General features: G+C 46.5%; 19 protein-coding genes and 3 pseudogenes. 14 read left to right on the top strand and 8 right to left on the bottom strand.

The window, feature by feature from the left end; translation table 11 throughout:
* The first annotated feature begins 436 nt into the window (after positions 1-436).
* The 4 genes from F1593_RS04240 (at position 437) to F1593_RS04225 (ending at position 3,430) form a co-directional block, all read left to right on the top strand.
* Positions 437-1,552, top strand: a complete 1,116-nt coding sequence (locus tag F1593_RS04240) for a D-alanine--D-alanine ligase family protein (protein WP_149400305.1) — start codon at positions 437-439, stop codon at positions 1,550-1,552.
* Positions 1,553-1,909: 357 nt separating this feature from the next.
* Complete coding sequence (locus F1593_RS04235; protein ID WP_149400304.1) at positions 1,910-2,551, top strand: hypothetical protein; 642 nt, start codon at positions 1,910-1,912, stop codon at positions 2,549-2,551.
* A gap of 224 nt (positions 2,552-2,775) precedes the next feature.
* A complete protein-coding gene (locus F1593_RS04230) occupies positions 2,776-2,994 on the top strand; it encodes an MbtH family protein (protein ID WP_149400303.1) in 219 nt (72 codons plus the stop codon).
* Positions 2,995-3,127: 133 nt separating this feature from the next.
* Positions 3,128-3,430 carry a phosphopantetheine-binding protein gene (locus F1593_RS04225; RefSeq protein WP_149400302.1) on the top strand — a complete coding sequence of 101 codons (303 nt, stop codon included), beginning with the start codon at positions 3,128-3,130 and terminating at the stop codon, positions 3,428-3,430.
* A gap of 37 nt (positions 3,431-3,467) precedes the next feature.
* Here F1593_RS04225 and F1593_RS04220 read toward each other — a convergent pair whose 3' ends face one another.
* Positions 3,468-5,252: an ABC transporter ATP-binding protein gene (locus F1593_RS04220; RefSeq protein WP_149400301.1), complete on the bottom strand. Its 1,785-nt coding sequence runs from the start codon at positions 5,250-5,252 to the stop codon at positions 3,468-3,470.
* The gene (locus F1593_RS04215) at positions 5,249-7,003 is read right to left on the bottom strand and encodes an ABC transporter ATP-binding protein (RefSeq protein WP_149400300.1); all 1,755 of its coding nucleotides are present in this window, start codon (positions 7,001-7,003) and stop codon (positions 5,249-5,251) included. Before F1593_RS04215 ends, F1593_RS04220 begins: the two co-directional genes overlap by 4 nt.
* Before the next feature lie 294 nt (positions 7,004-7,297).
* Between F1593_RS04215 and F1593_RS04210 the strand changes: the two genes are divergently transcribed.
* From F1593_RS04210 to F1593_RS04180, 7 genes are all read left to right on the top strand, one after another.
* Positions 7,298-10,405 carry a condensation domain-containing protein gene (locus tag F1593_RS04210; protein ID WP_149400299.1) on the top strand — a complete coding sequence of 1,036 codons (3,108 nt, stop codon included), beginning with the start codon at positions 7,298-7,300 and terminating at the stop codon, positions 10,403-10,405.
* A 91-nt stretch (positions 10,406-10,496) separates the two neighbouring features.
* A complete protein-coding gene (locus tag F1593_RS04205) occupies positions 10,497-11,567 on the top strand; it encodes a TauD/TfdA family dioxygenase (RefSeq protein ID WP_149400298.1) in 1,071 nt (356 codons plus the stop codon).
* 214 nt (positions 11,568-11,781) lie between these two features.
* The gene (locus F1593_RS04200; protein ID WP_149400297.1) at positions 11,782-12,096 is read left to right on the top strand and encodes a hypothetical protein; all 315 of its coding nucleotides are present in this window, start codon (positions 11,782-11,784) and stop codon (positions 12,094-12,096) included.
* 15 nt (positions 12,097-12,111) lie between these two features.
* A complete protein-coding gene (locus F1593_RS04195) occupies positions 12,112-12,822 on the top strand; it encodes a hypothetical protein (RefSeq protein WP_149400296.1) in 711 nt (236 codons plus the stop codon).
* Positions 12,822-13,607, top strand: coding sequence for an ABC transporter permease (locus F1593_RS04190; protein WP_149400295.1), 786 nt, complete (start codon positions 12,822-12,824; stop codon positions 13,605-13,607). The genes F1593_RS04195 and F1593_RS04190 overlap by 1 nt, the downstream gene beginning before the upstream one ends.
* Positions 13,608-13,699: 92 nt before the next feature.
* Positions 13,700-14,602: an ABC transporter ATP-binding protein gene (locus tag F1593_RS04185; protein ID WP_149400294.1), complete on the top strand. Its 903-nt coding sequence runs from the start codon at positions 13,700-13,702 to the stop codon at positions 14,600-14,602.
* Positions 14,603-15,085: 483 nt separating this feature from the next.
* Positions 15,086-15,817 (top strand): DUF1361 domain-containing protein, encoded by a 732-nt coding sequence (locus F1593_RS04180; RefSeq protein WP_149400293.1) that lies wholly within the window; start codon positions 15,086-15,088, stop codon positions 15,815-15,817.
* Between the two features lie 43 nt (positions 15,818-15,860).
* Here the strand turns inward: F1593_RS04180 and F1593_RS04175 are convergent.
* The 4 genes and pseudogenes from F1593_RS04175 to F1593_RS29780 form a co-directional block, all read right to left on the bottom strand.
* Positions 15,861-16,130: pseudogene (locus tag F1593_RS04175) on the bottom strand (aldehyde dehydrogenase family protein); the annotation flags it as partial.
* The gene (locus F1593_RS04170) at positions 16,129-16,794 is read right to left on the bottom strand and encodes a dihydrolipoamide acetyltransferase family protein (protein ID WP_371873793.1); all 666 of its coding nucleotides are present in this window, start codon (positions 16,792-16,794) and stop codon (positions 16,129-16,131) included. The gene F1593_RS04170 and the pseudogene F1593_RS04175, both read right to left, overlap by 2 nt.
* Before the next feature lie 218 nt (positions 16,795-17,012).
* Positions 17,013-17,681 (bottom strand): annotated as a pseudogene (locus tag F1593_RS04165) (M24 family metallopeptidase); the annotation flags it as partial.
* A 27-nt stretch (positions 17,682-17,708) separates the two neighbouring features.
* Positions 17,709-18,218, bottom strand: a pseudogene (locus F1593_RS29780) (thiamine pyrophosphate-dependent enzyme); the annotation flags it as partial.
* Between F1593_RS29780 and F1593_RS29710 the strand changes: the two are divergent.
* Positions 18,120-18,629, top strand: a complete 510-nt coding sequence (locus F1593_RS29710) for an MFS transporter (protein ID WP_149400290.1) — start codon at positions 18,120-18,122, stop codon at positions 18,627-18,629. The pseudogene F1593_RS29780 and the gene F1593_RS29710 sit on opposite strands and share 99 nt — an antisense overlap.
* The gene (locus tag F1593_RS28170; RefSeq protein WP_172631846.1) at positions 18,623-18,949 is read left to right on the top strand and encodes an aminotransferase class I/II-fold pyridoxal phosphate-dependent enzyme; all 327 of its coding nucleotides are present in this window, start codon (positions 18,623-18,625) and stop codon (positions 18,947-18,949) included. Before F1593_RS29710 ends, F1593_RS28170 begins: the two co-directional genes overlap by 7 nt.
* On the opposite strand, the gene F1593_RS04140 is transcribed toward F1593_RS28170, so the two are convergent.
* Positions 18,915-19,589 carry a hypothetical protein gene (locus F1593_RS04140; protein WP_149400289.1) on the bottom strand — a complete coding sequence of 225 codons (675 nt, stop codon included), beginning with the start codon at positions 19,587-19,589 and terminating at the stop codon, positions 18,915-18,917. The two genes, F1593_RS28170 and F1593_RS04140, sit on opposite strands and share 35 nt — an antisense overlap.
* 419 nt (positions 19,590-20,008) lie before the next feature.
* Between F1593_RS04140 and F1593_RS04135 the strand changes: the two genes are divergently transcribed.
* Positions 20,009-20,416 carry a hypothetical protein gene (locus tag F1593_RS04135; RefSeq protein WP_149400288.1) on the top strand — a complete coding sequence of 136 codons (408 nt, stop codon included), beginning with the start codon at positions 20,009-20,011 and terminating at the stop codon, positions 20,414-20,416.
* A gap of 219 nt (positions 20,417-20,635) precedes the next feature.
* Here F1593_RS04135 and F1593_RS04130 read toward each other — a convergent pair whose 3' ends face one another.
* Positions 20,636-22,108 (bottom strand): hypothetical protein, encoded by a 1,473-nt coding sequence (locus tag F1593_RS04130; protein WP_149400287.1) that lies wholly within the window; start codon positions 22,106-22,108, stop codon positions 20,636-20,638.
* Positions 22,109-22,450 lie beyond the last annotated feature (342 nt).

The following is a 22,450-nucleotide window of genomic DNA, read 5'->3' as shown; positions in this document are numbered from 1 at the left end:
ATGATGCCCATCCCGTTCTTGGAAGTATTCTCCCGACGGATTTAGAAACAATTCAGGTTTTAGCATCATTTAGGTGCTAGAAATGTTTCCCGAAAATCCGGGATGACTCATAAGGGCGCAGGCGCGCAAGTGCCTGCCTACAAGTCAGTAGCAAGATCCCGATGGGACTGGAAGCCTGACACCTTCTAAGATAAACGAGACTTTTGAGACTTTTGAGACTTTTAGCATCTTTGCCACAAATTGCAACGGAAAACCCTTGACAGACTTTGGTATGGTTCAGTATAATCATTAAAGATACTGCTGGTACGGTTAATTCCCATTTTTCTTCAACTACTATGGATATAGTACAGTGTTATTTACCATCTCTAGTCAAACGTAACGAACGAAAAATTTCGCCATTTTTCATTCTTTCTTCAGATTAAGGAAGGCCTGAAGTATGACAAAGAAACTCTCTATTGGTATTCTCTTTGGTGGACGTTCTTCTGAACATGAAGCCTCGCTCGCCTCAGCAGCATCTGTTCTTAAACACTTGAAGAGAGAGAAATTCGATCTTGTACCAATAGGTATTACTCAAACAGGTCAATGGATGACGCAGACAACACCGTATGAATTACAAGGAGCATATCCAGACCAGATACATCACCCTCCCCTTCAAGGGCAATCGCCAAACACACAGGTAGTGGATATATCCACACATGGTCTCCCAATTATGCAGCATCCTCTTTCTTCGGTCACACAAAAAATCGACGTAATTTTCCCATTGCTACACGGCACGTATGGAGAAGATGGAAAACTACAAGGTTTACTAGAGATGATTGGAATTCCTTATGTTGGTTGCGGAGTGCTTGGAGGAGCAATCAGCATGGACAAGGAAAAGACAAAGCAAATACTACAGTCAATTGGCCTTCCAGTAGTTGACTACAAAGCTTATCGTCGCGCTGAACTGGAGCGCAATCCTGAAGCGATATTGGATGACATAGAGGAGCGTTTTGACTATCCCTGCTTTGTCAAACCAGCGAATGGAGGCTCAAGCATCGGCGTCAGTAAGGTCCGTTCACGCGAAGAACTTCGGAAAGCGGCACACCTGGCAACCTTCTATGACCATAAAATCCTGGTCGAAAAAGCTATTAATTGTCGGGAAGTAGAATGCGCCATTTTAGGAAACGAAGATTTACAAGCATCGGTTGTAGGGGAAGTCATTATTCGCGATGAATGTGATTTTTATGACTATCATGCCAAATATATCGAGCCCTCAACCAAGATCATTCCGGCTCAGATTTCCGACAATCTCACATATGAGATCCAGCAACAGTCGATCAAAGCTTTTCGGGCCCTGGATTTAACCAGCCTGGCCCGTTTCGATTTCTTTTTAGAAAAAGAGACACAAAACATTTATATCAACGAAGTGAATACACTGCCAAGCTTCACAGAAGATTGCATGTATCCTAAATTATGTGAAGCCAGTGGCCTTGCTTATCCAGATCTACTAGAGCGGCTGATTGAACTTGCTGTTGAGTCCTATGAAGACCGCCAACGTAATGCTGCATCGTAAGCAACAAAACGTCATCTACCAGAGGAAAGCAGGCTCACATTCTTTTATGTAACGCCAGCCACAAACTCTTTCTCCTGACAGTGTGCACCTACTGCATTTGATAATATTTGTGTTGTAAGGTGAGGATACAGCTCAACTGTATCCTCACCTTACAACACAAACCCAAAACGCTTTTTTCTCCAATGGATCTCGCGTATTCACGAGAAAGTTCTGTCCACTTCGTGCATGATAAATCCAATACAAGCATCGATGGTTATCTTGTTTTTTAGGAAAGCATCAATTAGAAGCAGGCACACGCTAAAAAGCGTGGCATATGGGGAAAAGAGAAGAACATTCAAACAAAGAAGGAGAGGACCATTGCAAAGCACACAAGATATCTCCTTTGGGAGATCCAGCAAAAGCGACCAGGAAGAAGAGATGGAGATTGGTATTCGCTTTTTTAGCAGTACCTACATCACACCATTGACTGAAAGGATCCGCCTGCAAGAAAAAAACAGCTATTCCTTCCATTCTCTAAAAATCCACCAGCGTGTCGTAGGATATTTCTCTTTATTTTGCTTTACCCCTGAGTTTCAAGATAGTCTCCTGTGTGGAACATGCATTGAACGAGATATTTCCCTTGAGCACGTCTTAGCCTTCTCGCAACAAAAACCATTCGACGTGTATGTTGATGTCATCGTCGTGGACCCAGAACTGCCAGCGCACCTCCGCAATTTCTATGCAGGGTTACTCATTTTGTACTATACCGATCTCATACTGCATTTGTCAGATAATGGATATTGCATTGAGCATATCTATACCGTCACAACAACACCAGAAGGGGCGAGGCTTTCCCAGAAACTGGGTATGCAACCGATGTTGAACAAATCGCACATACCTGACCGACTGCCCTGGGTTTGTAATTTTAAACAGAATGGATATCCTATTTATCGCCAACTCAAAGAACGCCTCGTACGCAATCGCAACAAATATACAGCAATAAAGCATGACATCAGCTAATTTGGAGTATAATTTGTACACCTTTTAGGGTAAAAGAAATGGGCCACTTAAAGCATAGCTCGCACACTATTTGATTGTAAACTTCATTGTGAAGAGAGTACATGAGTCGGGCGCAGCAGCCATTAAGGTTAAAAAATCGCCCAAAGATTGACTCTCTCGTAGAGCGTTTTTTTACAACAGAAAATACCAGATGAGAGCTAGCAAGCGGAAGGAGTTCACTCGCAATGAGCCGTGAGCAAAATGAAGATACCACCATCTATCGTGTCGTCGTCAATCATGAAGAACAATATTCGATCTGGCCAGATTATCTTCCTATTCCTCTTGGCTGGAAAGATACCGGTAAAAATGGCTTAAAAGATGAATGTCTGGCATATGTAAAGGAAGTTTGGACAGATATGCGTCCTCTGAGTTTGCGCAAGAAGATGGAGGCATCAGCGCACTAATCAGTGCCTGCGACTACCCTTTTTTTATCCAACAAATATTGATGCGGCTCTTTCCAGGTCTTAACAACTCTCAATAGAGACATACAACAGGACCATGAAAGGGCCGATCAGATTATAAAGGTGCAAACGAAATATGCTGCGACACCTTCAGACAATCTCTCATTGTCACGACACTTCAAATAGTCCAGTATTACAACAGATCCTGATCGATCTACTTTGTACTGAACTCAATACAAAAGATATTCAGGCACAACACAATTTTTTTGAGCTGGGCTGTAAAGCACTCAACCTTCATATACTACAAATCAATTTGCAGAAACAACTCAACTACGCCATTCCAGTACGAGCATTCTATACATATCCAACGATAGAAATGCTCGCAGACCATCTCGCAACCGTAACGGTCAGTGCTCAGACAACCGACAAACAGGCTTGATCGAGATGGTTTGCGAGACGCTGCCACATTCCTCCGATCAAGCGCTCGCTACAACAGTAGGGATGGCTTCTTCCTCATAGCCAGACCAGAGATTACGCATTTCTGCACAATTCTCTAATAGAGTATTTAGTGTTCCCTGACCCTCAATTCTCCCCTTTTTTAGCACGAGGATATGATCAGCTCGTATGAAAGCTTCTTTACGATGGGAGACGACCAGACAGGTATAGCGTTTTTGGGCACTGAGGCGTTCCCAGAGTTGCTGCTCAGTCTCAAGGTCCAGAGCACTCGAAAGATCATCAAAGATGAGCAGATCACTTTGTCGCGCAAACATCCGAGCGGCGGCGGTACGTTGCTGCTGACCACCAGAGAGCTTTACGCCACGCAACCCGATATTGGTTTCTAATCCCTGTCCTAAGGTAGGGATATCATCCTCAAGGATAGCTTGATAGAGTATGTGCTGGAGTTGTTGAGGATCCTCTGGTTGACCCAGAAGAATATTGTCTTTTACAGTCTCGCTAAAGAGCCGTGGAACCTGGCTAGTGTAAGCGCAACGCGGCGGGACCAACCATGAAGAAGGATCAGTGATAGCGGTATCATTCCAGAAAATTTCGCCTGTATCCTTAGGAAGGAGTCCCAACAATGTGCGCAATAATGTCGTTTTGCCAGCGCCAATGCGTCCAGTAATCACAACAAAGGAACCAGGTTGAATCTGTAAATCAATTTCCTGTATCCCATAGGTTGTACCGGGATACTGGTAGGACAGATTATTGATGCGCAATGCTTGAAATTGATCCGCTGGTTGCTTCACAATCTCTCGTACAGGTGGAATAGTGCCCTTTAAATAGAGTGGAGCAACTTCAACCAGAGCGGCAGGAGGCTGTTGGATCAATGCCAGCATCCGCTCAAATGAGACTCCTGCTTGCTTATAAAAGGCGAGACAGAGGCCAATGACCTGCGGTATTTGCGTGGCAAAAACCAGATAAGACATAAAAAGTGCAAAATCGCCGACGGTAAACGTTCCAGCCAGCAAAGGTTGAGCAATAACCAGTAGAATCAAACCCATGCTGAGGTAGATCAGATTACCAGAAATGGCTTCAAGAATAGCAGTAAAAAGTCGCTCACTAACTGAGGCTTGCTGGCGTTTAGCGTTGAGCTCTCTAAAATGGGTCATGGCGGTTGCTTGCGCGTTGGCAACATGGATCGCTTGTACCGAGTGACAAAACTCCCCAATAATCCGTGTTACATTTCCGGTCGCGGTCCGGCTTAGAATGCGATACTGCCGCACCTTCTTGGAAACCAACACCATCATACCAGTCACAATAAGAGGAGGCAGGAACGTCAACAGAGTAACGCCACTGCTAATAGAAAACATAATTGAAAGGGCCAGAGCAGTTGAAATAAGCATGGCAACCGTTTGTAAAGCCATCGCCATAAAACGCACAACCTCATCAACATCATCCCGAAAGCGATTAATAACACCACTTGCAGCATCGGAGAGTGGTTGTGCACCAGGAAGATGCAAGATATGAACAAACAGATTACGCCGTAAAAGAATAGTAATAGCGAAACGCAACGTTGTCTGAGTCATAATACCAAGCACCATAAACACGACACTACTCAGTCGGGCGACCAGTAATAAAACAATGATGCTCCAGATATTCAGCCCGAGCAACATATGACCGGTCAGACTATCAATAAAACTCTGAATAAACAATCCTTCGCCGAGGGTAGTCAGGAGAAACAACAATTGTAATAGACCAGTCCAGGCATAGAGCCAGGGCTGCAATTTCATTAAGCGAAATGCATATTGCCAGGTTTTCATGCAACGATCTCCTTTTGCTGATTGACAAACAACTGAGCAATGTGAGAATGGCGATCCTGGCGCAATACCGAGAGCATCCCCTGCTCTTCAATCTGACCATCCTTGAGAAGCAGCACCTGATCAGCACGTTCCAGGGTAGAGAGACGGTGCGCGATAATAATGCCAGTGCGATTGGTCAGAAGTCGATCGATGGCAAATTCAATTTTCTGCTCTGTAATTGGATCGAGACGTGAAGAGGCTTCATCCAGAATCACAATCTGTGGATCTTTTAAGAAGGCGCGGCTCAAGGCCAGGAGCTGTGCTTCACCAGCCGAAAGGCCCTGTGAACCCTGTAAAAGTGTATTGAGACCTTCAGGTAAACTGCGATACCATTCAAGTAGGCCGATCTGAGTTAGTACATTGAGGATAGTGGCATCTTGAATGGTACGATCAAAGAAGGTGAGGTTGTCCCGCACAGAAGCATGAAAGAATTGGATATCCTGTGTCACCAGGCTCACACTCTGCCGGAGCTTTTGCAAAGGGACAGATGCGATGGGGGTTGTGCCAAAGAGTATTTGCCCTTCATGTGGATCATACAGGCGCAATAAAAGCCGAGCAAGGGTACTTTTACCACAACCGGTACGTCCCATCACAGCCAGCACATTACCAGCGGGAACCCGCAACGAAAGGGAGTTCAACACTTTACGCTCCGGGGTATAGCTAAAGGAAACATTCTCAAACGTAATTGGGAGCGGTCCGCGCGGTAAAGAACCAGCAGAACTTTCAAGAAGCTTACTCCTTGTCTCCAATAATTCACGCACGCGTGCCAGGCCGGCATTCGCCATTTGCAGCTCATCCAATTGTGTGGTAATCTGCTGTACTGGTCGTTCTAGCAAAAGCATGTACTGATACAAAAGGTAAATTCCTCCAAGCGTAATTGCCCCCTGCTGGTAGAGATACGTGCCCAATGAAAAAGCCATAACATAACCTAGTGTGAAGCAAATAACGGTTGTCGCCCCAAGCGTTGAACCCATCAAACCAGCTTTTTTCTCCAGCTTATAACTCTGCTGCAATGCCTGATAAAAACGATGCATCACATAGTTAGTAGCAGACGAAGAAAGAATATCTTCCCGGCCATTCAAGCGCTCCTCTAAGAAACCAAAGAAATGAGCACTGGCCTGACGCGCCACCTTCCAATGAGGGATAGCAATGTTTCTCACTTTCCCCATTGCAAATAGCGTAACAACTGCAAATAGGCTAAAAACAATCCCAAGTCGCCAATCGGTTAAGGTCAGCAAAACCAATGTACACACAAGCAGAATGGCATTATTAAGAACTTGTAAGATCAACTGCGAAAAGAAATTCGCCAGCGTATTGACATCACCATCAATACGCTCGATTAACTCGCCCGGCATGTGAGCGTTATGGAAAGACATATCCAGGTCCAGACAATGCTGCATCAGATCTGCGCGTAACATATTCGTCGCACTCCAGCTTAAACGCTCGCTTAAATAAGTGCTCCACACATTGACACCCATAGCGATAATCACACTTACCAGATACAAGACTGCCATCAAAAGCAAGATCGTTAACATATTTTTCTGCTGAGCGGCATCAATGTAAAAGCGCAAGATCTGTGCTGGCGCGAGAACAACCACACTACTGAGCAACAGCAGCAAGCCCAGAAGAAATAATTGAGCCATCTGTGGCCGTAGATAACGCTGAAAGATCTTTCGATAAAATCCCTTTTCATCCTCTTGCATAGCCAACATTCCAGATTCCTTTCATATTTCTCAGTGAAGCATTTCATTTTTTGAGCCACTGTGGCTGTTTTGATAGTACGTACTATTCCGTTAGAGGTGCTGTTAATTTAAGTGTTAACTCGCAAATAGCACATCAGGGGTTCTAACTTAACGTATAAAATAACGTTCGCACTAACGCGTAGCCATTATTCTTAGCACAAAGAATATTTGAAAGTTACCTGGTCTTCGAAAACCATCCTCAAACTCAACGATTTCCAGCAGATATTGTTCATCTTCTCATAAGGGTCCAGGAGAATACATACCATGAATAAGAAACTTGTTGAGACCATGTATATGCTCTCACCTGCGCAGCAAGGAATGTTCTATGAGACAGCTCAGAATGCTGGTTCTGGCCTGCATATTGAGCAATTCATATGCACATTGGAAGGAGACATTCATCAAGAGCTTTTTGTCCAGGCCTGGCAACTCGTTACACAGCACTATGCCATCTTACGTACTGCTTTCGTCTGGGGTTCCAAGAACGAACCCATCCAGGTCGTGATGCGACAGGTAGAGATTCCATTCCTGTATAAAGACTGGCGCGCTTTTTCAACTCAAGAGCAAGCCAGCAAATTAGAGGATTTTCTTCAGCAAGATCGTTCAAACGGCTTTAAACTGGCCCGTCCACCATTGATGCGTCTGGCTCTCTTACAAACCAGCCAAACAACCTATGAGTTTGTCTGGACACATCATCATATTCTGATGGATGGCTGGTGTTGCTCCCTGATACAAAAAGATTTTCTACTCTGCTACGAGGCTTTGATCAAAGGACAAACATACCAACCTACTGCCCATCGTCCGTATCGTGACTATATCTCCTGGCTTCAGCAGCAGGATGAAAGTAAAGCGGAAGAGTTCTGGCGGAAGAGTTTACAGGGCATCCAACAGCCAACACCATTGGGAAAGGTTGCTTCTCATCACGCGGCAGAACATGCGCAAGAGGGATTTGGCACGCTTGATACACAACTGGACACCCATACCAGTGAACAACTGCAACAACGAGTACGCCAGCAACGCCTTACACTCAATACCCTTTTCCAGGGTGTATGGGCCCTCCTATTAAGTCGGTATAGTCAACAAACAGATGTCCTATTTGGCATTACTGTCTCTGGACGCCCACCGGAGCTCACCGGAATCGAAAAGATGGTAGGGCTCTGCATCAATACATTACCCGTTCGTGCCACACTATCAGCAGAGCAACCATTATGGCCCTGGCTACAACAACTACAGGCATACAACCTTGAACTACGCCAGTTTGAATATATTTCAGGCGGAAAGGTGCATCAATGGAGCCAGATTCAAGGGGGAATGCCGCTCTATGAGAGCTTACTGGTAGTAGAAAACTATCCAGTTGATAACTCGATCCTGCAAAAGAAGGATCATCTTTTAGAGATGAATGCTATCCGCTCGGTCGGTGCACAAACAAAATATCCACTAACATTGCTGGTCATTCCTGGTCAACAGATCAGTATTCGTTGTGTGTATGAGAAACAACGCCTCGATGAACAGACAGTTCATACCATCCAAAAACACTTCTTGCAGATTTTAGCTGCAATTGCCCGTGAGCCAGAAAGCACGATTGGAGCACTACAACAACGCATTACAACACAAGAGCTGCCACAGATACATCGCGAGGTAAAGCTACGGAAGATACAGGAGCCAGAAGAGCACTCCCCGCTTGAGGAACACCTGCTGACAATCTGGCAAGAGATACTGGGAAAAAGCAATCTGAGCATTCAAGACAATTTTTTCAAACTGGGAGGGCATTCACTCCTGGCGACCCAGGTTATCACACGTATTCGACAAATCGTGCAGATTGAGGTTCCTCTACGTGCTTTATTTGAAGCACCAACCATTAGCGCTCTGGCCCAATACATCACAAAACTACAGCAAAATACCACGGATCAGCCAGAGATACTCAAACCAGCAATGCAAATAATTGAGCATACTAATCCACTGCAACTCTCATTTGCCCAGCAACGACTCTGGTTTGCGCAGCAACTTACGCCAGAAAGTTCATCATATAATAGTCCTGTCTTTGTTCGTATTCATGGTGAACTGGATAGAGATAGCTTGCAGCGTGCACTCAATGAGATCGTCCGCCGACACGAAGTGCTCCGTACCGTCTATCGTGAAGTCAATGGACACCCATTACAACTAGTTCTACCTGCGGAACCACTGGCCCTACCCTATATTGACCTGCGTACATTTCCTCCTGAGCAGCGCGAACAAAAAGCGCTAGAGTTCGCCACGCAAGAAGGGCAACATCTCTTCCATTTAGAAGAGAGTCCATTAATACGCACTGTTTTACTCCAGCTACAGCATAATGAGTATGTCTTGTTGACAAATGTGCATCATATTGCCTTCGATGCCTGGTCAGCAGGTATTTTCTTACGTGAAATGCTGACGCTCTATGAGGCTTATATCCAGGACAAACCCTCTCCACTAGCAGAATTACCAGCTCAGTATGCGGATTTTGCGTACTGGCAACGCTCATGGCTCCAGGGAAAAGAGCTGGAACGCCTGATTGCATACTGGCAGAAACAACTACGAGGCGCAAAAGCACTAGAGATGACGACCGACCACCCACGACCGCCAGTTGCAGTCTTTGAAGGAGCATCACAACCGTTCGCATTTCCAGCCGTACTGAGCAAACAACTACAAGCACTGAGCCAAACAGAGAATGTCACCCTCTTTATGACACTGCTGACAGCATTCAATATTCTCCTCTATCGTCTGACCAATCAGGAAGATATTGTGTTGGGGACAGACATTGCAAACCGGACACTCAGTGAAACTGAGCTCATGATAGGCTTCTTCGTCAATCTGCTGGTCCTACGGACCAATCTGGGTGGCAAGCCAGGTTTTCAAGAAGCGCTTAAACGCGTACGACAAATGGTACTCGAAGCCTATGCCCATCAAGATCTCCCATTTGAAAAACTCGTTGACGCACTGCACTTAGAGCGTACACAAAATTACACACCACTGGTACGTGGACTCTTTGTGATGCAGAACATCCCACTCGCCTATGATCAGGCAGCAGGTATCTCACTAAGTCCATTTCAAGGAGAGCTGGTCACAGCAAAATTTGACTTCGTCATCTTCCTGTTTGAGACCGAGCAAGGACTCCAGGGTTCAATCAACTACAGCACAACGCTCTTCAATCCCGAAACGATCACAAACCTCATTCAGCGCTTTGAAGTGCTCTTACAGAGCATCATTGCCAATCCGGAGGCACAAATTGAGGCACTCGACTTTCAGACTGAGCAAGAAAAAGCCAGTAAAGTGGCAGAAATACAAATGCAAAACAACATTCGGAGAAAGAATTTAAAAATAGCTCGGCGTGAGGAAATTTCTATTCCAGGCAAATAGCAAGCTGGAGACGAAAGCAGGATTCACGCCCTTTTACATAATTACTGTCATCTATACACACATAGCCGAACAACGAAAGGATCAAAGCACAATGTCAACCACGATGAGACCAAAAGCAAGCCTAAAAAAAAGTATCCAGCGCAAACGTGAAGAAGTTGATCTGACAGCTATTCGTCTGACAACGGAGAGTTATTTCAGTCCAGATAACACGCTGCCACTCATCATTCAACCCGCGATTGAGGGTGTCAACCTGGCAAACTGGGCCAGTAACAACCTGGACTATATCCGCGAACAGTTAGCGATCCATGGCGGCATTCTCTTCCGCAATTTCCATCTTGATAGCGCGGAAAAATTCGAGAATTTCGCCCGAACAATTGGCAATGAGCTTTTTGACGAATATGGCGACCTGCCTCGTGAAAATCCAGGTAGCAAAGTCTATGGGTCCACACCCTATCCAGCCGACAAATCCATCCTCTTCCACAATGAGAGCTCGCATATGCATCGCTGGCCCATGAAAATCTTTTTCTATTGCGTCAAGCCAGCCGAAAAAGGGGGAGCCACACCGATCATTGATTGTCGCAAAATTTATCAGCAGCTCGATCCAGCAATCATAAAAAAAATGAGCGAGAAGAAACTGCTATATGTACGCAACTTTGTCAATGGGCTTGATGTCAGCTGGCAACAGTTCTTTCAAACCGCGAACAAAGCGGCAGTCGAAGCCTATTGCCGCCGAGCTGGTATCGAATACGAGTGGAAAGAGAATGATCAACTCTCAACACGTCAGCTCTGTAATGCGGTCTCGCGTCATCCTCATACAGGAGAGATGCTTTTCTTCAATCAGGTACAGCTACACCATATATCATGTCTGGATGCCTCAACACGAGATTCTATACTCAGCATGTTTGATGAAAAGGATCTCCCACGCAACGTCTACTACGGAGATGGTAGCCCCATTGAAGGAGCTATCATGGACGAAATAAATGCTCTGTATGATCAGTTAGCGGTACGCTTTCAATGGCAGGCAACGGATGTCATTATGCTAGATAACATGATGGTATCCCATTCCCGCGATCCATTTGAGGGCACACGTAAAATCATGGTTGCAATGGCCGAGATCATTTCACAGGACGAGCTACCCTCGATCCAGTACTGCGGCCAATAAATTTTATTCCTTCCTGAAAGTAATAAAAATACGCACTGGAGAGCATTGCAGAGTCATAATATGCCGTTATACTGAAGGAAGTGTTTTGCAAAATCTTTCTTCCGTATATCAGTAATGCGTCAGGGACGCGGTATCACAGTCCTAATGCTTATTACAGATAAGCCCAAATTAATGGCTTTGTTTCGCTCTCCATGAGTAAGAGGAGCACAATACAATGGACCGCAAATGGGCTATCGATATCATGCAATTAAGCAACGATTTTGATAAAACCTTCCATGAAATAGAAGATGTGTACCGCCCACGCTTCCAGAATGTCGTGTACTGCTTGATCGGCAATACAAAAGCAACGGAAGAGATTCTCAACGAAATTTTTAGCCAGGCATACCATCTACTTGGTCAGTGTTCCGCAATACAAATGGAGCAACTCAACGTCGATCAATGGTTTTGCTCCCTGGCCTTAAATATCACCAACACCTGGCTTTCAAAGCACGAGAATGTAACATGCAATTCAACGTCTTTAGCATCTTAGTCTGGAGGAACTACTTTGTTTACGCGTATATCATATGAGCTGCGAGTAATGGGAAGACGGATTATCTGGATTCCCATTACTCTCGTAGCAGGCTTTATCGCCTTTGCTTTTTTACTACACTTCCTGGGAGTTAATCTAGAACGTTTCATCTCATCAGGATTTGAAATGTTTCTGCCGATTGTCACAGGCTTTGTGGTAGCGACATCAGCAACGCAGGATCCGGCATTAGAGATACAGTTAACCATGCCAAGAAAGTATCATAATACCTCTCTGTTACGTCTGGTCGTCATTGTGCTCTGGTCCATTGCCATTGGATTGATTGCTGCAATTATTCCAACGGTCACGCACCTGACATTTGTTCCGGATCAGCTCAAAAACAGCAATGCGGCGGTAAAATTCCTCGGTTTACAGTTCTCATGGATTGCCACAACGCTCTGGTTTGTCTCAGTCGCGCTGGTAGCATCACTATTAACCAGAAACCGGTCAGCCAGTAGTGCGATCCTTGGAGCAATCTGGATTGTAGAGGTGCTTTTCATGGCGCATCTGGTCGAAACAACAAGCTGGTTACAACCGCTTTTTCTATTCCCAACGATCGTGGCGCCGCAAATTACCTTCTGGACAGTCAATCGTCTTGAAGTGCTATTGATCGGTCTGATACTTTTGCCGGTTGGTTGGTTACTTCTACACAATACAGAGGGCTTATTGAAAGGGACAAGTGAAGAGTAATGAATGAGAAATTCGCTGTATTCTGGGGCGCATGCGCTTACGAGTTCAAAATGCAATGTAAGCGGCCCACCGTCTGGGTAGCAATGCTACTCGTAGAATTATTCATGATAGGCATCATGACCCGTGTGCCAGAGTTTACCAATGTACTGGGACATCTCAAACAATTTCCGATTCTACGCGTTGTGGTGTACTGGACCGATCTACTCAACTATATTTTGCCAGTAGCCTTTGGAATTCTGCTGGCCGATCGTCTGCAAAGAGACAAACGCACCCGTGTTGATGAGCTATTGACAGCGACACCCAGTTCACATACAGCACGGCTCTATGGTAAATTTCTTGGCTCCTCGATAGCAACCGCGCTACCTATTCTCCTCCTGTTCTTGATTGGCATCGGCATTATTGTGGCGCTAACGGGGAATATCGTGGCACTGCCAATGGCACTGGCAACATTCGCGGCAGTCATCATTCCGGGTCTTCTTTTTGTGGGAGCCTTCTCTGTGAGTTTACCAGCCTTTATCTGGGTACCACTCTACCAGATTGGCTTTGTCGGATACTGGTTCTGGGGCAATCTCTATCAGCCTAAAGGCATTCCCACGTTGAGTACCAGTATTCTCACGCCAGCGGGCGGCTATATGAGCCTGGGCTTCTTCGGAACCAGTATCTTCCCTGTAGCCAAAGCAAATGCCATTCAGGGCATTGAAAGCTTGCTGGTACTGGTTTTTCTTTCTCTGCTTGTGGTTCTGATTATAAGCAAATTACAAAAATGGCAGCAAGCAAAAATGTAAGAAAACCACCATTTCTTTATAAAAAGTGTGTCATAAAAGAGTGATTGATACAATCAATTTGCTGTAGAGATAAAGGTAAAGGAGCATACAGAGTGGATATTCGCATTAATAACTTAGAAAAGATATATCGTGGTAATGTCCATGCGTTGAATGGATTAAACTTAGAGATTCCCAATGGAATGTTTGGCCTCCTCGGCCCAAATGGGGCAGGTAAAACGACATTAATGCGTATCCTCGCAGGAATCTTACACGGTACCAGTGGCGAGCTTTATGTTGGCGAGCATAATGGCATGACAGCCGCAGGACGCACAGAAATCAAACGCATCCTTGGCTATTTGCCACAGGACCTGGGAGTCTATCCAGATCTTAGCGCACGTGAATTTCTGGATTATATCGGTATTCTCAAAGGGTTAAATGATAAAAAAGCTCGTCATAAGCGGGTTGAAGAGCTGCTAGAGCTGGTAGCCCTGACTCATGTTGCGAACCGTAAACTCAAAACCTACTCTGGTGGAATGAAACGGCGTGCCGGTATTGCACAGGCACTTCTCAATGATCCCAAGTTTTTAATCGTAGACGAACCGACGGCTGGACTCGATCCTGAAGAACGTATTCGTTTCCGCAATCTACTCTCCAGCCTGGGTGGAAACCGTGTTGTTCTTCTCTCGACCCACATTGTAGAAGATATCGCTCAGACCAGCCAGAATATTGCGATGATGAGAAATGGACAAGTTATCTTTAAAGGAACGCTGACTGATCTCATCAATGAAACACAAAATAAGGTCTGGAACGTCACAAGCGCCGGTCCATTGCCGCAGGACAATCCAAATTTTGTTATCGTCTCAACCATGAATATGGGCGCAAGCATGCAATATAGAATTGTTGGCACACCACCTGCGAACCTTTCCGCAACCCCGCTCGCACCGAATCTTGAGGATGGTTACGTCTGGTTGATGCATGCACCCGATCGTCAGCCAACCAGCACATTAAAGCGCTAGGCTGTGTTTGCAAATTAGAGCCAGAGCACTGATTGAAGAAACCACACGATAGATATCCCACTTATCTTGACATACCTATCAGCAGGTGGGATATCTCTATTCGTCATAGAACATCCTGGTTCAGAAGATCACTTGATCAGACTGGATATGTCCGAGTATAGAGAGCAACATGCGGTGCTACGTCACACAAAGACTGGATAAAAAAGCGAGCTCAGGCATTGACAATGAGCGTGTTATTCTTTATAGTTCATTTGTGTGCTCAAGAGGGTAATAATTGCAGATTACTTCTGAACCGATGTACCCTTGATTAGTTAGACCCGGGCTCCTATTGTATCGTTATAAGTAGATTGAAATAATAAAGGACTAGCCTTATACAAAATGCAAGGCTTCTGACCTCCTGATTTATTCTAATTGTACCTGTACTTACAAACATTCTTTGGAGTATCGTTCGTATAGTTAAGAAGAGAAGAGAAGTTATTCATTATGAATCAACATTTTGAGTTGTTTGTTACTACAGCACTTCTTTTGCCAATGTTAGGAAGTGTAATCCTTTTTTCTATTTTAACCGTCGGACTCCTATTTGCCCGTGCCAGAATATTTCCTTACCCGCTTTATAAGCCTATGCTACTCAATCTTTTTCTAGCCTGGATCCCCATTGTTTGTGTCAGTAGCGCGCTCTTTTTCTTTTTAACTTCAATTACCTCCCAGCTCTGGCTTGTAATCCTGCTCTTATGCATCTGGTTCGTCTTTTTTCCTAATTCAACCTATCTGGTCACCGAGTTCCACCATCTCAAGGAAGAGGTCAACACCGTTCCATTCTGGTTCGATACAATCGTAATCCTCTCATTGGCCCTCTGTGGAGTGTTATTGGGAAGCTTCTCACTGCTTTTGATTCATCGCATACTAGATCTCTATTTGCCGCCAATCTTGTCCTGGCCGCTCATCGTAGCCTACTTCTTCCTCTCGAACGTTGGTATCTACATCGGAAGATTTCTACGTTTCAACAGTTGGGATGTGCTAACCAAGCCGCTTAAGCTAGCCAAAAATATCCTGGCCGAGCTCAAAGATCGGCAGAAGGCTAACAGTCTACTGCTGTTCTCAACCCTCTTCACTATTTTCCTGCTCACCTTTTACCTCTTCTTATATAGCGCCGTCACTCCCATTATCTGGATATTGGAAATGTTTATTCAACACTATCCTACCCTCCCACACTAAATCAATCGACGTTTTCAAAAAGCCATGCTATGTTACTCACTTGTTACCTGAGTTGCGACCGCTGGACCGATCCAGACCAGACCGTCTGGACATTGACGAACTCACGAAGACCAAAGGAGGAAAGTGCTCTGCCATAACCGCTGCGTTTAACACCTCCGAATGGCAAACGCGGATCGCTGGCAGTCATGCCATTGATGAAGACACCACCCGATTCAATACGGCGGGCGAGCCTACGTCCACGCTCCACATTGCCAGTCCATAGATTACCACTCAGCCCAAAAGACGAAGCATTTGCCAAGGGTACGCGCTGTTCATCCTATAAGTCCCAGGGGTTCCTCTATTAATTCGGCTATCGTAGCCAGAAACTGTGCGCCACGTGCTCCATCTACAACTCGATGATCACAAGAGAGTGTGAGCACCATGACTGGTTGTACAAAGGGTTGACCATTGATAGCAACCACACGATCCGCAATACGCCCAACTGCGAGAATAGCAGCCTGAGGTGCGTTGATAATGGCATGAAAGCTATCTACGCCATACATACCCAGGTTACTTATTGTAAAGGTTCCTCCCTGGAGATCCAGTGGGCGCAGTTTTCCTTCCTGGGCACGTTTCACCAGAGCTGTTCGCTGCTTCGCAATCCCACTCAGGCTTAAATCATCTGCTTGATGGATGATCGGAACCACTAACCCATCCTCAATAGCTACCGCAAGCCCAACATTGACCTCTTCCTGCAAAACGATAGTGTCTCCACGCCACGTCGCATTCAAGTGCGGATGTGTACGCAATGCCGTCGCGACGATTTTCACGAGCAAGTCAGTATAGGTAACTTTCTCAGAGGAACGTCGCAGGATTTGCTCACGCCAGGTAATCAGTCGAGTGGCTCTGACCTCGCGCATGAGGAAGAAGTGGGGCACATTTGCCCAGCTTTGCGTGGTACGCTCGGCCATAATGCGCCAGACAGTGCTCAGTGTCATGTCATGAGCGCTATTGGTGCTTGCCGCAATCGATTCTACCGATGTGATAGGTGTAACTGTATCTATTGAGGCACTTTCCTGGAGCATCGCAGCAGGCTTGAAAGGTGCAGCGGACAGGACATCAGCCGCGAGCACGGCACCGTCCGGCCCTGTTCCCTTGATAGTGGCGAGGTTTTTTCCTTGCTCAGAGGCTAAGCGACGCGCGCTGGGGGATGCAGCTCGGAGCCAAGATCATACAACACTTTACTCACCAGGCCAACGCACTCATTCTCACGAAAGCCGGGTCTCATAGCACGATACAATTCGTCATATGCAGCATCGACCATCATACAGGCGGTACTGAGCAGGGTAATTTCATCTACAGTCTTGATCAAACGCGCTAGCTGCATTAACTGCTGACCATCTACGACCTTGATACCTTCGGCCTGTAACGCGAAAAGCACCGGGAGTTCGACAACATCCACGCCCACCGGTTCATTGAGCAAGCCACGTTCTTCCAATTCAATCCGAATTTTGCGTGCCACATCTTCTGCGCGGCCCGATTCTGGTGACATGGCCCCACGTTGCGTAGAGATACCCGCACGCGAACGCTCGCCCAGCCAGGGACAATAGATTTGATGGTGGCGCGCTGCCGAACCGAAATCCCACAGGATAGGCTCGTCGTCCTGTGCCAGGAGGCTAAAGCGTGTCAATTTGTCCATGCCCCAGGTACCAATGTGCGTTGCCGTAATATAGCGTATATTGTTCATATCGAAGCAGAGCAACGCTCCTATGCTCGACTCTTTGAGAAGCCGCTTGATGCGCGTCAGACGCTCAGTACGGAGGCGTTCAAAATTCGTACGCTCTTCCCAATCCACACCCATCAGCCCATAGGTCTTGATTGCCATGATGTTTTCCTTTCGTTGCTTACCTGGCTACAGGCGTCCACACAGTGCTTTTGCTACTTCAACGACAGAGGTCGCAGTAGGAACCGTCATATCTTCCAGCGGAGGAGAAAAAGGGACAGGAACATTCATCGCGCCCATGCGTTTGACAGGAGCATCGAGATAGTAGAAAGCTCCATCGGCGATGACCGAAGCGATTTCAGCGGTCACCCCATAGCGCTCATAGCCTTCATCTACAACAATGGCACGGGGAGTTTCCAGAGCGAAGCCATATTCATTACTTCGTAGAGCAGCCCTGACCAAGCGCGCCATCGCCAAAGAAGCAAACCGTCACCTGATCGGTACCGCGCATTTTGCTCGAAAAAGCAGCGCCCATAGCGATACCAGTACTGCCAGCCACAATCGCATTCGCCCCAGATTGCCAGTGCTCTGGTCAGCGATATGCATGGACCCACATTTCCCTTTACAATAGCCCGCTTCTTTCCCCAGGAGTTCAGCGAACATCAGATGCACCGAGGCTCCTTTGGCGAGGCAATGCCCCAGGTCCTGGCATTGATACAGATTTCATTCCCACAAAAAGAGCGCGGTATCGCCCTTGGTCTCTATGGAGCCACCCTGGGACTGGCCTCCATCATTGCACAGATTCTGGGAGGATTCCTCATCAGTAGCGATGCCTTCGGGTTGGGTTGGCGCAACGTATTCCTGGTCAACGTTCCCATAGGAGCTGCTTCTGGTGTGCTCACAACCGCAACACAGACAGCAAATGTGCTGGGTATTGCCGTAATTGGAACAATCTTCTTTGGCGCATTAGGAAAAACAACGGCATCGCACTCTACGCAACTCGCCCAGATATATGGGCATGCCTTTGTACTATCCTTAAGCGCAATCATCATCCTGGGCGTAGCTACCCTGGTCGGGATTGTATTACTCACGCATGCTCGCCTGTGTTAACGGCCCTGCTCAATCCTGGTGACGAGGTACTGATACCAAGTCCCGGCTGGACACAATATCAAACGCAACTCTCTTGCTGTGGAGGAGAAGTGGTCCCTTATACACTTTATCCTCCCACCTGGCTCCCAAACATCGATGAATTGGAGCAACTGATCACACCGCGCACGCGGATGCTGATCATCAATAGCCCATCAAATCCTACCGGGATCTTGCTGAAGAAAATTCTCAAGGTCGGTCAAAAATTCTCCTACATTTATGACTATGAAACGTCGACTCGCATCAAGCTCAGGGTAATTGCGGTACGCGAGGGGAGATCATAAAAACGCAGTGACCGCTATGAGTCTGGGCACTACATTCCACCTCGCGGATGTGCCAGTGCTGTTGTTGCTTCACCAATTTTAGTATGAGGTCAAAGGATGATTGCCACATGACACATTGGGATTGCTCAGCTCCCATTATACTATAGGCAAAGATGTTGCTGTAGAAGACAAAGATAAATGATCCGTCCTGGAGGCGCTTCCATTCGGTGAGCTTTTCGCCGCGTCTGCTGTCAACCTCACCCATCAGGACGTTGAGCAGGGTTCGCATAGTGCGATCCGCTCCGATGATTTTGGGTATCTGCTGCATCAAGAAGATTAAGGCGGCCTTTTGTAACGTATCTGCCTCAACCTGATTGGCCCAATCATATACCTGTTGCAGGGGTTGCCCGGGATTTGAAAACATGACAGCTCGGGCCAATAAGGCGAAGGCTTCGGGCGGGATGGTAAACTGATCAACCAGCGGGGGCCAATCCTCTTCTTTACTGTATTGTCCCAATCCAACATCTCTTAGCAGGTCGTCCCATTGTTCAGGCGGAATGATCTTCCTGGCAGCTTTGAGTTGATAGTGCAAGTGCGAAGAAAATGAACGCTTATTCCGAGCTATCCGCAGCAGAAAACCTGCCTTCGGTAACGATCCCATGATCATAGTACCTTCTGCCATCTGCAAGGGTATCTGTGCCGAGGGCAGATACTGCCAGATTCTTTTTAAAAGAGTGCTATTTTGTAGAGAAATAGTATGTCTGGTGCTTGCGATAGACGCATCAGCGATCAGGAGAAGGCCATCTTCAAGATTGGCGGAACTGTGTAAAGGAACAAACCCGACATAATCCTACTAGCCATTATTTTTAACTTATTGACCAGTTCGCGTTTATGAGCTACATTAGATGTAAGGTCGGACCGTCCTTATACACTTCCGATTCTTAAAACTGAAATGGACTAATTAAAAATTTTTAATGGATATGCTTCAGAGATCCAAACAGATTGTTGCCTGAAATATTGTATATTAGTCTATGGAAGGGTTATCTTGTTGAACGACATTTCTCTGTCACTGGAGGTGCTATGAATTTTGGATCATTGGCGATAAAAACGCTGGTCGTGATCATTCTGCTGTTTCTCTTATCCCTTGCAGGAGCCATAACATTCCCTAATCTTGTTGCCGCTACTAACAATGCGGGAGCTGGCTTAACAGGCCTGCTCTTACTGATTGCCGCCATACTGGTGCTGGCAGTGATTGGGAGCTTATTGGGGCGAGGAATTCGAAGCTTAAAAAAGCCATTTGAAGTATTGCTACTCTCGTTTGTAGGAGCATTCTTCATGGGTGCAGCCCTGGCACTGTTCGAAGTCTTGCGCGTCCCAAACGCAATCATCGTCAATTTAAACTGGTTAGGAGCTTTCTGGTACAGCCCACTGCTGGCCCTGCTGTTTATCGGAACGCCATTAATGTTAATATTTCTCGTGGCTGACTAAAGCTACCTGCAACACATTCAAAGCGAACATTTTTGATGGCAAATTCAATCAATAGATCAGCTAGCATCAAAGAGTGGTCTGGCAGGATGAGATGCGTGTGTTAAGCGCCACCACGGTTGTCAATATACCTTTATACGACCGACCACTATTTGGTTGCTAGCTGACCTACTCGATAGTATTAAAATCAAGCAACAGATCGAGGGGTTGAGATGTGATCCACTAATTACTCAACAACTCGAGGTTTGAGAAGGCGGCCTCTGATTTGGTCTGGCTGACTCCCATACCGATGCTACCACCGGAGAAGGAGGTATCTTTGATGGTGCCAACTTTGATACCATTGACGCTCAAAGTAAAGGTTCCATTGTTATCAGAAACGCTATAGTCATTCTTCTGATGCGGTCCTCTGAATTCATTACCGTTGCCTTTTCCTATACCAGCCGCATTATTTTTGTCCGGGAAGAGTTGTGACCAGGGGGAATCATTCGCGCCAAGGTTCCGGTCGTCATATTTGTCGAGTTCATACGTGATATTTTCACCATTATTGACTCTCAAAATATAGAAGGTGGATTTTTGGTTGCTACCACTGCCATAGCTTTTAAAGTTGAAGATCATACCATAGAAGCTCAGGTTATTCACATTATTAGCATCATATGTGATATTTTGCATGGTTAAGTTATAGGTATAGCTAGTCGGTACTTCTATAGATGGCATGAGAGCATAGCCGAAATATTGACCATCCTGACGAATATGATAGGCCCCGCCTTTGAAAGCGTAATTTATCTGGTTAAATTCACCATTTGACCAGTTACGCGATAAAGAGGCTAAGGAATCGCGGACAATCAATCTGGAGCTAATCGAGGCGGCCGTGGTAGCGGTAGCTTGCGCGGCTGCAGTGGCTGCTACATTGGCGGATGAACCCTGACCCTTTCCTCCCGTCGTAGAATGACCGTTGCCGCTTGTTGTGGTGGAAGCAGAGCCTGCTATATGGAGCAGATAATAGCTCCCACTTCCTACGATAACCAGGAATATCAGAGCCAGCAACAAAATGAGTTTTCCATTACGCCTGGACTTGCTGGCAAAAGTGCTATTAGCGGAGGGCGGAGGAAGCGCACCGCTTGACGGTGGCGTGATAACGGGCAGGATGCCGGTCTTAAATTCTCCAGGCTTACCCGCAACTGGAATTCTGACCACCTTCACAGCTTGATTCAGCGTAAGCATACCCGTATTGCCGCTATATTCCCCCATCTGCGCTCCCGTCGCAGAATTTCCCAGCTGGCCCGTCGGGATACGCATCCCTGGCGCCGCCAGTTGGCCAGTTGGAGTGCGCGTTCCTGGAGCGAATATGCCTGCCTGAGGATTTCCAAACTGGCTCGGACTGCTCTGAAGTGGACCCTTGCCGCCAAAGAAGTTGCCAGGTGAACCACCCGCATTGAAAGGGACCGTCACATCTTCCATCGCACGATCAGGAGCATAGGCTCCAGCCGGCGGAGCCGCCTGATAGGGCGGATAGATATCTTGAAAGGGCGAGGCATCTGACCGAGGAGGATTGCCGGGCAGTGATCCAGGCTGACCTGTTCCCAATCCCAGATTTAAACGAGGAGGAAATAGTTGTTTTGTGGACTTTGTACTCTCAGGCACAGTCGGCCCCTGCTGACCAGGATATCCTGGAAATGGCGGTTGGTTTGTGGACATAGCTCATCCTCTTGCTTATTCATTGACACTGACACATCCCCGTCAGCCTGCAATGTTCGATACTTCCCTCCCCAACTCCTCATACCACTGTCCATATTAGCTACATTGAATATAGTTGACAATAATATTGTGCCTGAACATGACTAAAGTCATGTTGCTTGCTTAACCAGCCAGGTAGTGTGTGATGTCCACGGGTCACCCCGAATTGTTCGAACCGATGTTCGAACAATTCGGGGTGGTAGAAAAAGCAAGAGAAAAGAATGGATGATGCTCAATCCAGAGCCGGCTCAAGGCCCAACGAAGTCGATATAATGGTACGATGGTTTCTTTTAGCTTCTTTCC

The sequence above is a fragment of the Dictyobacter arantiisoli genome (genome assembly GCF_008326305.1).
Taxonomy (GTDB): Bacteria; Chloroflexota; Ktedonobacteria; order Ktedonobacterales; family Ktedonobacteraceae; genus Dictyobacter; species Dictyobacter arantiisoli.
Note: the sequence above shows the minus strand (reverse complement) of the source record. Positions and strands in the feature narration are given on the sequence as shown.

Excerpts from the sequence above, each read along its gene's own strand:
- F1593_RS04130 (WP_149400287.1), bottom strand. The coding sequence starts at position 22,108 with ATGTCCACAAACCAACCGCCATTTCCAGGATATCCTGGTCAGCAGGGG.
- F1593_RS04180 (WP_149400293.1), top strand. The coding sequence starts at position 15,086 with ATGAATCAACATTTTGAGTTGTTTGTTACTACAGCACTTCTTTTGCCA.
- F1593_RS04200 (WP_149400297.1), top strand. The coding sequence starts at position 11,782 with ATGGACCGCAAATGGGCTATCGATATCATGCAATTAAGCAACGATTTT.
- F1593_RS04225 (WP_149400302.1), top strand. The coding sequence starts at position 3,128 with ATGCTGCGACACCTTCAGACAATCTCTCATTGTCACGACACTTCAAAT.
- F1593_RS04190 (WP_149400295.1), top strand. The coding sequence starts at position 12,822 with ATGAATGAGAAATTCGCTGTATTCTGGGGCGCATGCGCTTACGAGTTC.
- F1593_RS04205 (WP_149400298.1), top strand. The coding sequence starts at position 10,497 with ATGTCAACCACGATGAGACCAAAAGCAAGCCTAAAAAAAAGTATCCAG.
- F1593_RS04215 (WP_149400300.1), bottom strand. The coding sequence starts at position 7,003 with ATGTTGGCTATGCAAGAGGATGAAAAGGGATTTTATCGAAAGATCTTT.
- F1593_RS04240 (WP_149400305.1), top strand. The coding sequence starts at position 437 with ATGACAAAGAAACTCTCTATTGGTATTCTCTTTGGTGGACGTTCTTCT.
- F1593_RS04170 (WP_371873793.1), bottom strand. The coding sequence starts at position 16,794 with ATGACACTGAGCACTGTCTGGCGCATTATGGCCGAGCGTACCACGCAA.
- F1593_RS04135 (WP_149400288.1), top strand. The coding sequence starts at position 20,009 with ATGAATTTTGGATCATTGGCGATAAAAACGCTGGTCGTGATCATTCTG.
- F1593_RS04220 (WP_149400301.1), bottom strand. The coding sequence starts at position 5,252 with ATGAAAACCTGGCAATATGCATTTCGCTTAATGAAATTGCAGCCCTGG.
- F1593_RS29710 (WP_149400290.1), top strand. The coding sequence starts at position 18,120 with ATGCATGGACCCACATTTCCCTTTACAATAGCCCGCTTCTTTCCCCAG.
- F1593_RS04210 (WP_149400299.1), top strand. The coding sequence starts at position 7,298 with ATGAATAAGAAACTTGTTGAGACCATGTATATGCTCTCACCTGCGCAG.
- F1593_RS04230 (WP_149400303.1), top strand. The coding sequence starts at position 2,776 with ATGAGCCGTGAGCAAAATGAAGATACCACCATCTATCGTGTCGTCGTC.
- F1593_RS04140 (WP_149400289.1), bottom strand. The coding sequence starts at position 19,589 with ATGGGATCGTTACCGAAGGCAGGTTTTCTGCTGCGGATAGCTCGGAAT.